Source organism: Streptomyces sp. NPDC050759 (genome assembly GCF_044456945.1).
GTDB lineage: Bacteria > Actinomycetota > Actinomycetes > Streptomycetales > Streptomycetaceae > Streptomyces.
The window spans coordinates 562,958-577,534 of record NZ_JBITGI010000005.1 but is presented as its reverse complement, the minus strand read 5'-3'; the positions used below and the strand labels follow the sequence as shown (position 1 = coordinate 577,534).

Annotated in this window: 10 protein-coding genes and 1 pseudogene; 2 read left to right on the top strand and 9 right to left on the bottom strand. The window is 71.9% G+C overall.

Annotation, left to right across the window (positions count from 1 at the left end):
- Positions 1-11: 11 nt before the first annotated feature.
- The 3 genes from ACIBJB_RS19235 to ACIBJB_RS19225 are packed head-to-tail and all read right to left on the bottom strand — an operon-like array spanning position 12 to position 2,088.
- Complete coding sequence (locus tag ACIBJB_RS19235; RefSeq protein WP_398931950.1) at positions 12-515, bottom strand: hypothetical protein; 504 nt, start codon at positions 513-515, stop codon at positions 12-14.
- Complete coding sequence (locus ACIBJB_RS19230) at positions 512-1,762, bottom strand: putative T7SS-secreted protein (protein WP_398931948.1); 1,251 nt, start codon at positions 1,760-1,762, stop codon at positions 512-514. Before ACIBJB_RS19230 ends, ACIBJB_RS19235 begins: the two co-directional genes overlap by 4 nt.
- On the bottom strand, positions 1,762-2,088 hold the full coding sequence (locus ACIBJB_RS19225; protein WP_398931946.1) for a hypothetical protein: 327 nt from the start codon (positions 2,086-2,088) through the stop codon (positions 1,762-1,764). Before ACIBJB_RS19225 ends, ACIBJB_RS19230 begins: the two co-directional genes overlap by 1 nt.
- Before the next feature lie 120 nt (positions 2,089-2,208).
- On the opposite strand from ACIBJB_RS19225, the gene ACIBJB_RS19220 reads away from it, so the two are divergent.
- Positions 2,209-2,439 carry a hypothetical protein gene (locus ACIBJB_RS19220; RefSeq protein ID WP_398932027.1) on the top strand — a complete coding sequence of 77 codons (231 nt, stop codon included), beginning with the start codon at positions 2,209-2,211 and terminating at the stop codon, positions 2,437-2,439.
- 55 nt (positions 2,440-2,494) lie between these two features.
- Here the strand turns inward: ACIBJB_RS19220 and mgtA are convergent, their stop codons facing one another.
- Together mgtA and ACIBJB_RS19210 are read right to left on the bottom strand one after the other, a co-directional pair.
- On the bottom strand, positions 2,495-5,113 hold the full coding sequence (mgtA, locus tag ACIBJB_RS19215) for a magnesium-translocating P-type ATPase (RefSeq protein WP_398931944.1): 2,619 nt from the start codon (positions 5,111-5,113) through the stop codon (positions 2,495-2,497).
- A gap of 859 nt (positions 5,114-5,972) precedes the next feature.
- A complete protein-coding gene (locus ACIBJB_RS19210; RefSeq protein WP_398931942.1) occupies positions 5,973-6,332 on the bottom strand; it encodes an ArsR/SmtB family transcription factor in 360 nt (119 codons plus the stop codon).
- Between the two features lie 374 nt (positions 6,333-6,706).
- Here ACIBJB_RS19210 and ACIBJB_RS19205 point away from each other — a divergent pair, with 374 nt between their 5' ends.
- Positions 6,707-10,768, top strand: coding sequence for an AAA family ATPase (locus tag ACIBJB_RS19205; RefSeq protein WP_398931940.1), 4,062 nt, complete (start codon positions 6,707-6,709; stop codon positions 10,766-10,768).
- Positions 10,769-10,931: 163 nt separating this feature from the next.
- Here ACIBJB_RS19205 and ACIBJB_RS19200 read toward each other — a convergent pair whose 3' ends face one another.
- From ACIBJB_RS19200 to ACIBJB_RS19185, 4 genes and pseudogenes are all read right to left on the bottom strand, one after another.
- A complete protein-coding gene (locus tag ACIBJB_RS19200; protein ID WP_398931938.1) occupies positions 10,932-12,149 on the bottom strand; it encodes an amidohydrolase family protein in 1,218 nt (405 codons plus the stop codon).
- Positions 12,150-12,285: 136 nt separating this feature from the next.
- Positions 12,286-12,741: pseudogene (locus tag ACIBJB_RS19195) on the bottom strand (dienelactone hydrolase family protein); the annotation flags it as partial.
- 59 nt (positions 12,742-12,800) lie between these two features.
- Entirely contained in the window at positions 12,801-13,517 is a 717-nt protein-coding gene (locus ACIBJB_RS19190) for a TIGR03943 family putative permease subunit (protein ID WP_398931936.1), read from the bottom strand.
- The gene (locus ACIBJB_RS19185) at positions 13,514-14,539 is read right to left on the bottom strand and encodes a permease (protein ID WP_398931933.1); all 1,026 of its coding nucleotides are present in this window, start codon (positions 14,537-14,539) and stop codon (positions 13,514-13,516) included. The genes ACIBJB_RS19190 and ACIBJB_RS19185 overlap by 4 nt, the downstream gene beginning before the upstream one ends.
- Positions 14,540-14,577 lie beyond the last annotated feature (38 nt).

The window sequence follows — 14,577 nt, the reverse complement described above, 5'->3', positions numbered from 1 at the left end:
AACCCGCTCTGTCAGCCGAACACCGACGGCGCCGGAGACGTCCAGAACGTCACCGTCGGTCCGTAGGCGCCGTCCTCCTCGTCGCTCACCTCGACCGTGATCTCGCGGTCGGGGTAGCGCGTGGAGAGGATGCCCTGCCAGGACTCCCCCAGGGCCAGGGCGAGTTGGGGGAGCTCTTCGCCGAGGTGGTCGTCGGCTGTGAGGGGGGTGTTGTTGAACAGGGACCAGAGTTCGACGTGGTTGGCCACCGCCTCGATGCGTTCCCGGTCGCCGTCCAGCGTGGTGAACCAGTTGTCGATGTTGTCCTGGGTGAAGCGGTCCTTGAGGAACACACCGCCCCGGTACTCGACCGTCTCGGGGCAGAACAGCCAGGCCGCCGCCAGGACGAAGCGCAGGCCGCCCTCGAAGTCGAGGTAGTTGGCCGGGGTGAGTTCCTCGTCCTTCCATTCCGCACGCCACCGGGTGAAGAACGCCGGCAGCTTCCGGTCGGACCACGACGGCCTGCTGCTGCTCACGGGATCTCCCAGGGGAACGCGGCGCGCACGTCGTTCGAGGGGCGCAGGAAGACCTCGCCGGTCTTCGGGTTGGTGTTACGCACGTACTCTACGACGTGCGGTGTTTCCACCCCGCCGTGCGGACGGCCCTCCAGGTCCACGCGCTTGACCGCGCGGCCCTCGGAGTCGTACGTCGTGTAGTTGGTGACTTTTCCGGTCTGCGGGTCCGTCTTGTAGAGGGTTCCGTCCTTGGGACCGTTCTCCACCGGCAGGTTGTTCCCCGCGCGACCGCCGGTGCCCTTGTACTGCTGGCCGTTCTTGATCAGGTCGGAGGCCGGCTGCTGGGTGGAGCCGCCGGTTCCCGAGCCCTCGCTGTTCATCCGGAGGGGTTCGACCTTGGAGTCGTTCGTGGCGTGCTGGGCCAGGTCCACCGCGCCGGCGCCCGCCAGGCCGACGCCCGTGGCGATCCCGGCGGCGGAGACGACGTTGAGCGGTACGCCGGCGACCGCCCCGACGCCCGTGGCGTCCAGGGCCACGCCGAGCCCTTCACCTCCGGCGCTGACCCCGGCCAGGAGCATGCCGCCGAGCATGGCCGCGCTGTCGCCCGGATGCTGCACCATGGCGTTTCCGAAGGAGGCGAGGTCGTTGACGACCGTCTTGCCGCCGTCCAGCAGGTCCTCACCGACGTCGCCGAAGAAGTCGCCGACCTTGGACCAGAATCCCGGGCGCTCGGGTGCGGACTCCGTGGCCTTCTTCACCAGCGCGGCCGCGGTGTGCCCCGCGCTGTCCACGTTTGCGCGAGCCGTATCGAGCGTCCCGCGGGCGGCGGCACGGTCGGCCTCGCCGGGATCGTCGAAGGGGATCTCGGTGGTGTCCCCCTTGCCGCGCGCCTCGTTGACCTGCTGGTCGTGGGCGTTCTTGGCGGTCGCGGTGGCCGACTGCCCGCGCGCGTACTGCGTGATGGCCTCGCCCGCACGCTGCTGGCCCGCGCGCAGGGCGGCGATGTAGTCGTAGAGGGCGTTCGCGGCGGCGTGGAAGTTGTCGCCGGCCTCGACCCAGCGGGCCGGCTGGCCGTGGAAACGGTCTCGGAAGGCGTCGGCGGCGTCGCCGCTCCAGCCGTTCTCGGTGTCGATCTTCGCGAGTCCTTCGCCGGCCTCGACGAGGACGTCACCGTAGGCGAGCAGGGACTGCGCGGTCGTGGTCAGGGCGTCCGGTGCGCCGGGGACGAGCTCGCGGGGGTCCGACGTCTCTCCGAGCCCGGCCGCCATCAGGACGCCCCCGGGTCTGTTCCGGACGAGGACGTCAGAATGCCCTCGGCCGAGAGCTGGATGTGCTGCTCGGCGGCCTCATAGCTCTGGACGCAGTGGTTCAGCCGGTCGGAGACCTCCGCGCCGTCGGTGGCCAGGTGGGAGACGCCGATGTTCCACCGGTCGGTGAAGTCGACGACTGCCCCGGCCAGTTCCTCGTGTCCGAAGGCGTCCTTGGGAGCGTCGATGTCGCTCACCTTCTTGGTGGCCATCGCGTCCAGGGTGGTGCTGATCCCGGAGGCGGCCTTGCGGAGCGCGTCGAGGTCCACGGAGAACCCGTCCGTCATGCTCAACACCCTCTCCCTGCTCAGTGCTTGGAGGGTAGCAACGGGCCTCGTGACCCAAAGAGGGCACGGATCGGATGATTGCGCAAGCTTTAAACTGTCGGCGTGGAAGCAACGGAGACAGTGGAGACGGCCGACGTGACCGGGTGGGAAGTCGCCGTTCTCGACGGCGGTCCGGCGGACGGCATACGGGTCAAGGTTGCCGATCGGCCGCGGGTGGTGCAGGTGACGTACCCCTGCCAGGCCGACGGCGCGCCGCCCGGCGTACGGGTGGAGGGGGTCTACGTCTACCGGCTCGATCACGGGGTGACGGACGAACCCCTGCGGTACGGGTTCGACATCGCCTGCCCTTGAGGAGCGCCTGCCCTTGAGGAGCGACTGACCCTGAGGAGCGCCCGCCCCTCCCCCCTCAGTCGCCGGGTTGCGCAACTGTGACTGCCGAGACGTGCTCGTGGCGCGTCCTCGCCGCCGTCAGGCCTACGCCGTACAGGGCCAGGACGGCCGCGAGCAGTCCGTAGTACACGCCGGGCAGGGGACTCAGGCCCAGGGCCGCGCCCAGCGGGGACGCGGGGAGCAGCAGACCGGTTCCGGCGAGTCCGGCGGCCGACCAGGTCACCGGGCCCAGCCGCCTGCCACCCCTGCCGCCCCTGCTGAAGGACAGCAGCACCATCACCACGGCCTGCGTCAGCAGGTTCTCCGTGAACCAGCCCGAGTGGAACAGCGCCTCGTCGTCGCCCGGGCCCCGCAGCGCGAACGCCAGGACGCCGAAGGTCGCCAGGTCCGCCACCGCGTTCAGCGCGCCGAATCCGACGATGAACCGGAGCAGCGCCCGAGGGTCCAGGACGCTCGGCCGGCGCGGGGCGGACGGGGCGGGGCGGTCGTAGGCGAAGGCCAGTTGGGCCGCGTCGAAGCACAGGTTCTGGACGAGGACCTGGGCCGGGAGCATCGGCAGGAAGGGCAGGAGGAGGCCCGCGGAGAGCATCGCGATCACGTTGCCGAGGTTGGAGGAGAGCGTGATGCGCAGATACGTGGCGATGTTGCCGCCCGCGTGACGGCCGGCTGCGACCGCGTGGCCGATCGCGGTGAGGTCCTTCCCGGCGAGGACCAGGTCCGCGTTCTCCCTGCTCACCCCAGCCGCGTCGCGTGGGGCGATGCCGACGTCGGCGGTGCGCAGGGCGGGCAGGTCGTTGACGCCGTCGCCGAGGAAGCCGACCGTGTGGCCGCCGGCCTGGAGGGCTCGGGTGATCCGGGTCTTGTGGTCGGGAGTGCAGCGGGCGAAAACGGTCGTACGGCGGGCCAGTTCGGTGAGTTCGGGGTCGGTGAGGGTGTCGAGGCGGTCGGCGGTGAGGACACCGGCCACCGGGACCCCGAGATCACGGCAGACCCGGACCGCGGTGCCGGGGTGGTCCCCGGTGAGGACCTTGACGGTGACGCCCCGTGTGGCGAGGTGGGCGAGGGCCTCGGCGGCGGTGGGGGCGAGGTCGTCCCGGAGGGTGACCAGTCCGCGGAAGGTGAGGCCGCGTTCATGGGGGCGGGCTCCGGCGGGGAGTGCGGTGGTGGCGACCGCGAGGATGCGCAGCCCATCCGCGGCTTGCCTGTCGGCGAGGTCGCGCAGTCGGGAGCGCTCGTCGTCGGACAGGGCACAGCGTCGTAGTACGGCCTCCACGGCGCCCTTGGTGATCTGGGTGTGCGTGCCGATCCGGCCGGGGGTGCGGACGACCACGGTGGCCAGGCGGTGGGCGGGGTCGAAAGGGCGGGCCGTGACGCCGTCGTACGACATGAGGGCGTCCTCGTCGACGGCCGCGAGCAGGGCCTCGTCCAGGGCGTCGGGGGCCGGGAGGTCGGCGAGCTGCAGCGACCACCAGGCGGCGGCCGCCGCCCAGCGCAGTACCTCGGGGTCGTCGTGGCCCTCGGCGTCCAGTGCGCGGTGGACGACCGGGCGGTCCTGGGTGAGGGTGCCGGTCTTGTCCACGCACAGGACGTCCATGGCGCCGATGTCGTGCAGGGCGGGGAGCCGTCGCACGATGACGCCGTGGGTGCGGGCGAGGAGCGCGGCGCCACGGGCCAGGCAGGTGGTGACGAGGACCGGCAGCATCTCCGGGGTCAGCCCGACGGCCACCGCGACGGCGAAGGGGAGTGTCTCCAGGCCGCGGCCGCGGAGGGCGGCGTTGGCCATGAGCACCAGGGGCGGGGTCAGCAGGGCGAAGCGGATCAGGATCCAGGAGACGCCCTGGACGGAGCGTTCGAAGGTGGTCGCCGGGGGTTTTCCGGTACGGCGGTGGGCGGCGGCGAAACGGGTGTCGCCGCCGGTCGCGGTGACCACGGCGGTGGCGCTGCCGGACGCGACGCTGCTGCCCTGGAAGCAGAGCCGGGGGTCCTGGAAGACGCCGTCGTCCCCCGGGTCCCCGACCGGGTCCTTCTCCACGGGTGCGGACTCTCCGGTGAGTGCGGCCTGGTGGACGGTGAGTCCGGTCGACCGCAGCAGTCGTACGTCCGCGGGGATCAGGTCGCCGGGGCCGAGCCGTACGACGTCGCCGGGGACGAGTTCCTCGACCGGGATCTCACGGGTGACCGGGGCCGTGTCCTCGTGCAACCGGCGCTGGACCGTGACGGTGGTCGCCACCAGGTGGCGGAGTCCTGCCGTGGAGCGGGCGGCCCGGTGTTCGCCGGAGGCGCGCAGGACGCAGCTCACGATGACCAGGAGGAGGATCACCGAGGCGGTGCCCCAGGCGAAGACGGCGGCCGACACCAGTCCCAGACAGAGCAGCACCGCGGTGAAGGGGTCACGCACACTGCGGGCGAACAGGCGGGGCCAGGAGGGATCCCGGGCGTCCGGAACCGTGTTCTCCCCGAACCGCGTCAACCGCTCCGCCGCCTGCGCCTCGGTCAGCCCTCGCGGGCCGGTGTCGAGCCGGCGGAAGACTTCCAGGAGGCCGCTCGCGGCGGGAGCGGCGGGGCCGGAGCCGGAGCCAGTGCCGGGGCCGGGACCGGGGCCGGCCGGGCCGCCGTCCTCGTCCGCGCCGACCACGGAAGGGAGAGCGCGCAGGAGGGGAGGGGAGGGCGAGGGAGAAGCGGCAGGAGTACCGGGGGCGACCGGAAGTGCGGGGGCCGCGGGCGTGGGGGGCGAAGGGTCGGCAGCAGCGGCATCGCCCGATGACGCGCCACCAAGCACAGGCACGGGCGTCGGACGGTCGGCGGCAGCAGGAGCGTTCGACGACCCGGCCCAAACAACAGGTGCCGGTGGCGGAGGGTCGGGAGCAGCGGGATCACCCGACGGCCCGCCACCAAGAAAACCAGGCACGGGCGTCGGAGCGTGGGCAGCAGCAGGATCACCCGTCAGCCCGGTCCGGAGTACAGGCGCGGGGGGCGAAGGATCGGAAGCAGCAGGATCACCCGACGGCCCGCCCCCAAGAACACGCGCAGGCGTAGGCGTACCTGGAGTGAAGGTCCCGGGGGTCGGCCCGGCCGTACCCGCAGGCGCAGCCGGATCAGTCGGGCCAGTCGTCGCCCGACCTGGAACAGCAGACGCAGGCATCGGTCCGTCCACCGCACCGGGCACAGACGCCCGCCCCGCGGAACCTTCGGACCCGGACGACAGGCGCCTCTCACCAACAGACGCCGACCCGGCCGGCTCACCACGCGCAGACGCCCGCCCAGCGGAAACAGCAGTCCCAGACGACGTCCGCCCAGCGGAATCAACAGACCCAGACCTCGAGCGCTCCGGAACAACAGACGCATACGCAGACGCAGGCGCATACGCAGAAGAACCGTCGGCTTCAGAACTCGGCCCACCCGGAACGGCACCCCCAGCCACCGCCCCATCCGACGCAGCAGGCGCAGCAGGCGCAGCAGACGGTGCTCCGTCCTCCCCCCGCGCCCCCGGCGCCTCAGACACCGGCCTCGCGCAGTCGGTCCGAGGTCGCGGAGGAGGTTTCCCGGGCCGTGAGCTGGCCGACCATGACGCGGACCACGGTCACGATGTCGGGGTCGTCGACGTAGTAGACCTGCCGGCGGCCCTCACGGCGGGAGCGGACGAGCCCGGCGAGTTTCAGCTTGGCCAGGTGCTGGCTGACCGCGGGCAGCGCGCCGCCGACCCGGTCGGCGAGGCGGGTGACATCGCTCTCGCCCTGGGACAGCGCCCACATGATGTGCAGCCGGGCAGCGGAGGCGAGGAGTCCGAACGCGGCGGCCGCCTCGGCGAGCACCTCCGACGACGGGTCCTGGAAACCGCCGACGATCTTCGCCACAGCCCTCTCGTCCTCCCGGGTCGAACCGAATCGATCACACCGAACCGCCCGACCAAGTGTAGGGGCGGCGCAGTGATCGTCCCGCTTCGTCCGGTACCGGTCCCTCCCCTCGTGGGGACCGGTACCGGACGGAAGCGAGTGACCATGGACGGAAATTGACCGAGAACGTGCGGCGCGCTGGGTGGAATGCGGGGCACCGGGCTGGTGGCCTGTCCTGGCGTCGCCCGATGGCTGAGCCGCAGGTCATGATCCTGCCAGCCAGGGGGCCCGCAGAGGAGGTTCCGGTGCCAGGGGCGGTGCGTTACCGCAGGTCAGCCGTATAAAGTGACTTTTCCGGTCCGGATTCAACCGCGAGGGAAGTAAGGGGTGGAACCTTGAGTTCCGACTCAGGGGCACGCACGGCCTTCGCGGAGCGTCTCGCCCTGCTGTACAGGGAGGCGGGAAATCCGCCCCTCAAGCGGGTGTCCGAAGGCGTCGGCCGGCTCCAGCGTGTCGACGAGCGGGGGCGCCCCGTCCGGGTGTCCGCGCAGCGGATCAGCGACTGGCGGCGGGCCCGGAACGTGCCCGCTCAGTTCACCGCCCTCGCGGCCGTGCTGCACATCCTCATTCCCGAAGCACGGCGCATCAGTCCCACCCCCGTCTCGGCCGGACTGTACGACCTCGGTCAGTGGCAGCGGCTGTGGGAGCGCGCGCTGGCTCCCGACGAGGACGAGGGGCACCAGCCGGAGGCCCCCGCCGGGGTCTGCCCGTACCGGGGCCTGGCCTCCTACCGGCAGGAGGACGCCCGCTGGTTCTTCGGCCGGGAGCGGAGCACGGAGTCACTCGTCAAGCTGCTGCGCTCGGCGGCCGAGACCGGCACGGGCGGTCTGGTGATGCTCGTGGGCGCCTCGGGCGCGGGCAAGTCCTCGCTGCTCAACGCCGGTCTGGTGACGGCTCTGGAGGAGGGCGCGCTCGACGGCGACGGCGAGTCCGGCGACCGCCCGATCCTTCAGCTCGTGCCGGGTGCCGATCCGCTCGCGGAACTGACCCGTCGTATACCCGGGCTGAAAGCCGTCGTGGCCAGAACAGACGGCACAGTCAGCACAGGGGGAACAGAGGGCACAGGCGGAACAGAGGGCGCAGGGGGAACAGGGGGCACAAAAGGCCCTAAACCCGACCATCCTCCTGAATTCGCGCCCGCCGTCCGGGAAGCGGTCGCCTCGTGGGCTCAGCGCGAGGCCGCCACCGCCCGGCCGGTGGTGATCGTGGATCAGTTCGAGGAGGCGTTCACGCTCTGCTCGGACGAGACGGCCAGGCGTACGTTCGTCCAGGTGCTGCACGCCGCCTGCACGCCCGCAGGGCCGGACACGGCCGCGCCCGCCCTCGTGCTCCTCGGCATCCGCGCCGACTTCTACGAGCGCTGCCTCGACCACCCCGAGCTGGCCGACGCGCTCCAGCACCGGCACATGGTGCTCGGGCCGCTGACCAGCGGAGAGCTGCGCGAGGCCGTGACGGGTCCGGCCCGGGCCGTGGGCCTGGAGCTGGAACCGGGGCTCGCGGAGCTGATCATCCGCGAGGTGAGCGCCGACGGTCCGCGCGGTGGGGGCACCTCCCCTGCCTTCCGGGCCGTGGGGGAGCACGGCGCGGGTGTGCTGCCGCTGCTCTCGCACGCCCTGCTTGCTACCTGGCAGCGCCGCAAGGCGGGCCGGCTGACCCTGGCCGGCTACCGCGCGGCCGGTGGTATCCAGGGCGCGGTCGCGGCGACCGCCGAGCGGGCCTGGTCCGCTCTGGACCCGGCGGCGCGTACGGCCGCCCGGCTGCTGCTGCTCCGCCTGGTACGCCTGGGCGAGGACACCCAGGCCACCCGCAGGCGCGGCACCCGGCGTCAGCTGGCCGCGGAGTCGACGGACCCCGGCAAGACGGAGGAGTCCCTCGAGGTGCTGGTGCGCGCCCGGCTGGTGACGCTTGACGCGGAGACCGTGGAGATCACCCACGAGGCCCTGCTCACGGCCTGGCCGCGACTGCGCGAGTGGATCGACGAGGACCGCAGCGACCATCTGCTGCGCCAGCGCATCGAGGAGGACGGCCGCTCCTGGGAGGGCTCCAACCGCGACTCGTCGCTGCTGTACCGGGGGTCGCGGCTCGAACAGGCGCGCACGTGGGCGAAGTCCGCCGGGGACACCTACCTGACCCGCAGTGCGGTGGAGTTCCTGGCCGCCTCGGTCCGGCTGCGCCGGCGTACGGTCCTGATCACCCGGGGCGCGGTGTCGGCCCTGGTGGTCCTCGCGATGGTGGCCGTCGGTTCGGCCGTGGTCGCCTGGCAGCAGCGCAACGACGCCGTGTTCGAGCAGGTCGTCGCGGAGGCGGACCGGGTCCAGTCCACGGATCCGTCGCTGTCCGCCCGGATCGCCCTGGTCGCCCACGGCCTCAGGCCCGACGACGAGGGCACCAACAGCCGGCTGATCTCCATCGTCAACGCGCCGCTGGCCACCCCGCTCACCGGCCACACCGGGGCCGTCTACCTCACCTCGTTCAGCCCGGACGGCAAGCTCCTCGCCACCGCCGGCTACGACCGGACCGTACGGCTGTGGGACGTCAGCGACCGGTCCCACCCCAAGGCGCTGGGCAAGCCCCTCGCCGGTGGCACGAGCTGGGTGAGCAGCGCGGTCTTCAGCCCCGACGGCAGGACTCTGGCGAGCGCCGGGGACGACGGGACGATCCGGCGGTGGGACCTGAGCGACCCGGGCCACCCGAGGCCCCTCGGCGCTCCCCTGACCGGCCATCGCGGCACGATCTATCTGATCGCCTTCAGCCCGGACGGCAGGACCCTGGCCTCCGCCGGTGAGGACAGGACCGTACGGCTCTGGGACATGCGCGGCTCGAAGAGGCCGCCCACCACGCTGACCGGTGCCGGCGCCGCCGTGCGATCCGTGGCGTGGAGTCCGGACGGGCACACGCTGGCGGCCGGGGGTGACGACCACACGATCCGGCTGTGGAACACGACCGATCCGCGGCGGCCCCAGGCGTACGACAGGGTGCTGACCGGTCACACGGGCCTGGTGCACTCCGTCGCCTTCAGCCCGGACGGCACCGAACTCGCCAGCGGCAGCGCGGACAACAGCGTCCGGCTGTGGGACGTGAGCGAACCGGCCCACCCGCGTCCGGCCGGCTCGCCGCTCACCGGCCACACCGGCCCCATCTGGTCCGTGGCCTTCAGCCCGCACGGGAACATGCTCGCCGCCGCCAGCGCGGACAGCACGGCGAGTCTGTGGAACGTGAGCGATCCGGCGTACCCCTCACAGGTCGGTGAGCCACTGGCCGGGGCGAGCGGCGAGATGTACGCGCTGGGCTTCAGCCCCGACGGCCGTACGCTCGCGACCGGCAGCGGCGACAGCAAGGTGCGCCTGTGGTCGATCCCGGCGGGAGACCTGGTGGGCAGCAGCGGGGCGTTCCGGCGGGACGGCGAGGTGCTCGCCACGGCCGGGCGGGACGGGCGGATCCGGCTGTGGAACGTGACGGACCCGGCCCGGCCCGTGGCCCTGGGCGAGCCGTTCACCCCCGTGGCGCGCGACCCGGACTCCCAGGTGTTCTTCTCCCCCGACGGCCGCACCCTCGCGGTGCTCACCACCGGCCGCGTCCACCTGTGGAACGTCACCGACCCGGCCCACCCGGTCCCCTACGGTCCGGCGCTCGTCCTGCGCACCCGGTTCATGGGTCCGGACGCAGTGGCGTTCAGCCCGGACGGACGCACCCTGGCCACCGCCTACGACAGCCGCAACCTTCAGCTGTGGGACGTCACCGACCCGGCCCACCCGGTCTCCCACGGCCCGATCGCCGGCCACAAGGGGTACATCGACGGCCTTGCCTTCAGCCCGGACGGCCGGACCCTGGCCAGTGGCAGCGCGGACGGCACGATCCGGCTGTGGAAGGTGACGGACCCGGCCCGTCCGACCCTGCTCCGCAAGCCGCTCACCGGGCACAACGGGCCCGTCAACGCGGTCGTCTTCAGCCCGGACGGGCACACCCTGGCCAGCGGCGGCAACGACGACACGGTCCGGCTCTGGGACGTGACCGACCCCACGCACGCCGAGCAGACGGGCGCGGCGCTCACCGGGCACACCGAGGCGGTCGTGTCGCTGACGTACAGCCGTGACGGCACCACGCTGGCCAGCGGCGGCAACGACAACACGGTCCGGCTCTGGGACGTGGCCGACCCGTCCGCGGCCGGCCCCATCGGGCAGTCGATGAGCCCCAGCGCCAAGACCGGCAGCTTCCTCTCCTTCAGCCCCGACAGCCGCATGCTCGGGGTCTCCAGCGGCGCGGACACCATCCGGCTGTGGGACCTGGACGTCGACGACGCCATCAGCCGCATCTGCGCCACGACCCGGAACGTCCTGACCCGCCAGGAGTGGGAGGAGTACCTGCCGCGGCTCTCGTACGATCCTCCCTGCGACTGAAGCGCATTACGTGATCCCGATCACAACTTCTCCCTCCGGCTGAGCAGTCCGCTCCCGCTGTTCCATTTGCCTTGTTAGTCTTGGCCACAGCCCGACCGCTGGTGCATCCCCCGTCGCCAGCGGTCGGGTCTTCTCATGCCCGGCGCGCCGGGCGCCGGACGGCTCACTTGTCGAAGCCGAGCTCCAGCATCCGGATCGCGTTCCCCCGCAGCAGCTTGTAGGTCACGTCCTCGGACAGCCCGGCCACGTGCTCCCAGGCGACCTCCTTGGTGTGCGGCCAGGTCGAGTCGACGTGCGGGTAGTCGGTCTCGAAGGTCGCGTTGTCCACGCCGACGGTCTCGATGGCCTCGATGCCGTGCCTGTCGCGGAAGAAGCAGCAGAAGATCTGCCGGTAGTAGTACGTCGACGGCGGCTCCGGGATCAGGTCCTTGACGCCGCCCCAGGCCCGGTGCTCCTCCCAGACGTCGTCGGCGCGTTCCAGGGCGTACGGGATCCAGCCCATCTGGCCCTCGCTGTACGCCAGTTTGAGCCGCGGGAACTTCACCAGGACCCCGGAGAAGAGGAAGTCCATCATCGAGGCCATGGCGTTGTTGAAGGAGAGGGAGGCCTGCACGGCGGGCGGGGCGTCGGGGGACGCGGCCGGCATCTGGGAGCTGCTGCCGATGTGCATGTTGACGACCGTCCCGGTCTCCTCGCAGGCCGCGAAGAACGGGTCCCAGTAGCCGGAGTGGATCGACGGCAGCCCCAGATGGGTCGGGATCTCGCTGAAGGTGACGGCCCGTACGCCCCGTGCGGCGTTGCGGTGGATCTCCGCGACCGCGAGTTCGATGTCCCACAGCGGGATGAGGCACAGCGGGATCAGCCGTCCCCCGCTGTCCCCGCACCACTCCTCGACCATCCAGTCGTTGTAGGCGCGCACACAGGCGAGCCCGACCTCCTTGTCCTTGGCCTCGGCGAAGGTCTGCCCGCAGAACCGCGGGAAGGTGGGGAAGCACAGGGAGGCCTCGACATGGTTGATGTCCATGTCCTCCAGACGGGCCTTGGGATCCCAGCAGCCCCGCCGCATCTGCTCGCGGGTGATCCCGTCGAGGGTCATCTCGTCCCGCGAGAATCCGACGGCCGCGATGATCCGCTTGTACGGGAAGAGGTCGCCCTCGTACTCCCACCAGTCCGTCATCTGGCCTTCGGGATCGGTGGTGAACCGGTACTTCCCGCCGACGTACGCGAGGTCACCGATGCCGGCGGTGAGCGGCTTCGGCCCCCTGTCCCGGTACTTCGCCGGAAGCCAGGTCTCGAAGAGGTGCGCGGGCTCGATCACGTGATCGTCCACGCTGATGACTTTGGGGATGTCCCGCGTTCCGCTCTCGGTGGTGACGGCCATTGCCTGCCCCCTAGCCGGTATCTGATGGATCGTCAGATTGCAGGCTAGGGGGAGGCCCCCACAGGAGCAAGGGCCAGACGGGTCGGCGTGACGCCGCCACCACCATGGCCCTGGCCCTGGCCCGGGCCCGAAGGGCTCAGCCGGAGAGCCTGCGGGCGAACAGGTCCAGCACCGCGGCCCAGTGCCGGTCCGTCGACTCCGCCCCGTACATCGCCGTGTCTGCCTGGGTGAAACCGTGGCGGGCACCTTCGTAGACCTCGCTGCGGTGCTCGACGCCCGCCTCGGTGAGGGCCTTCTCCAGGCGGGCGATCTGGTCGGCGGGATTGGTGGCGTCCTGGTCGGCGTGGCCGAAGTAGAGCTCGGCGGTGATGTGTCCGGCGAGGAGGTGCGGGCTGTCGGGGGCGTCCGTGGCGAGGTGGGCCCCGTGGAACCCGGCCACCGCGGCGATCCGCTCGGGGTGGGTGCCCGCGGTGCGCAGGGCGAGGCCGGCGCCCACGCAGTAGCCGGTGACACCGACGGGGCCTCCGGTGGTCAGAGGCGATGCGGCGAGCCAGTCGAGGTAGACGGCGGCGTCCCGCATGGCGCCCTCGGGGGCGCCTCGACCTCGTCACGCTGCTGGACGAGGCGTTCGCCTCGCTGAAGGTCTGAACGTCAGTTGTTCCAGGTCTCGTCGTACGGGTCGTGCGGCGTCGGAACCGGCTTCGCCTGCGTGATCTCGAGGTACGGGATCGGGCCGCCGTTCACCGTGTCCTTGGTCCGCTTGGCCGTGTAGGTGCCGGTGACCTGGAGCCAGCCGTCCGGCTTGAGGACCGGCGGGATCTGCCCGGTCAACCCGACCTTGACCGGCTGGGCGTCCGCCGCACAGCAGTTGAGGGCCATGCGGACCAGGTAGGGCGCGCCCGAGTGGTCCAGGGCGACGAACCCGGTGATGACGATCTGCCGTCCCTTGAGGCCCCGGCCGTGCTCGTAGACGGCGCGGCCCGCGTAGTCGGCGAGGCTGAGCCGCACCGGTCCGGTCTTCGGGAGCTTCGTGTAGCCGTACGACTGCTGCAGGGCCGTACCCGTGCGCATCGCGCTGTAGGAGCCGAGGGCGGGCGGGGCGACGAGGATCAGGGCGAAGAGGGGCAGGACCAGCAGCCAGGAGACCCGGGGTTCGCGGTGGGCGTGTTCCTCCTCCTTGGCCTTGGCCTTGGCCCGCCACTCGTACCAGGCCGTCGCCAGCGCCGTCGCGATGAGGACGACACCGGCCGCGAGAACCAGCGGGCGCAGGCCCGCCTTGACGTAGCGGAGGTAGAGGTCGGTGAGGCCCGCCTGCAGGAGGGCCGCGCCGAGGACGAACAGGACCGCCGACTGTGCCTGCCGGTTCACAGCATCACCAGCCCGGTCAGGACCGACACCACGATCGCCAGCGCGAGGGTGGTGGGGGCGAAGCGCAGGGCGAAGGCGCGGCCGAAGGTGCCCGTCTGCATGGCGAACAGCTTGAGGTCGATCATCGGGCCGACGACCAGGAAGGTCAGCTTCGCGGTGAGCGAGAACTGGGTGAGCGAGGCCGCCACGAACGCGTCCGCCTCCGAGCAGATCGACAGCACCACGGCGAGCGCCGCGAGGGCCAGCACGGCGATCACCGGGTTCTCCGCCGCCGTACGCAGCCACGTCTGCGGTACCACGGCCTTCAGGGTCGCCGCCGCCATCGCGCCGACGACCAGGAAGCCGCCCGCGTGCATCACGTCGTGCCGCACCGAGCCCCAGAACGCGGCGCCCTTGCCCTGACCCTCGTACGCGTGACGGGCCGGCGTCTTCAGCAGGTCGGTGCGGCCGAGGCGCAGCCAGAGCCAGCCCATCGCGCACGCCACCAGCAGGCTCGCGACGAGCCGGGCCACGACCATCTCCGGGTTGCGCGGGAAGGCGACGGCGGTCGCCGTCAGCACGATCGGGTTGATCGCCGGGGCGGAGAGCAGGAAGGCGAGCGCCGCGGCCGGGGTGACGCCCCTGCGCACCAGCGCTCCGGCCACCGGCACGGACGCGCACTCGCAGCCCGGCAGCACCACGCCCGCCATCCCGGCCACCGGCACCGCGAGGGTGGGGTTCTTCGGCAGGGCGCGGGCGAAGAAGGACGGCGGCACGAACACCGCGATCGCCGCCGACAGCAGCACCCCGAGCACCAGGAAGGGCAGCGCCTGGACGAGCACGGCGACGAACACCGTCATCCAGCTCTGCATGACCGGCGCGCCCAGCGCCCCCCGGATCGGGCCCTGGCACAGCACCACCAGGAGCATCAGCAGGGTCAGCGTGAGGGGGGAGTTGAGGCGCCGCGCCTCCGGGTCGTCCGGTGCCGGGGACGGGTCCTCGCCGGTGTCCCGCGTGCGCGGGGGTGCTTTGGTGACGGCCACGGCCGGGATCCCTCCGGTGGTGAGGTGCTGGTTTCCCC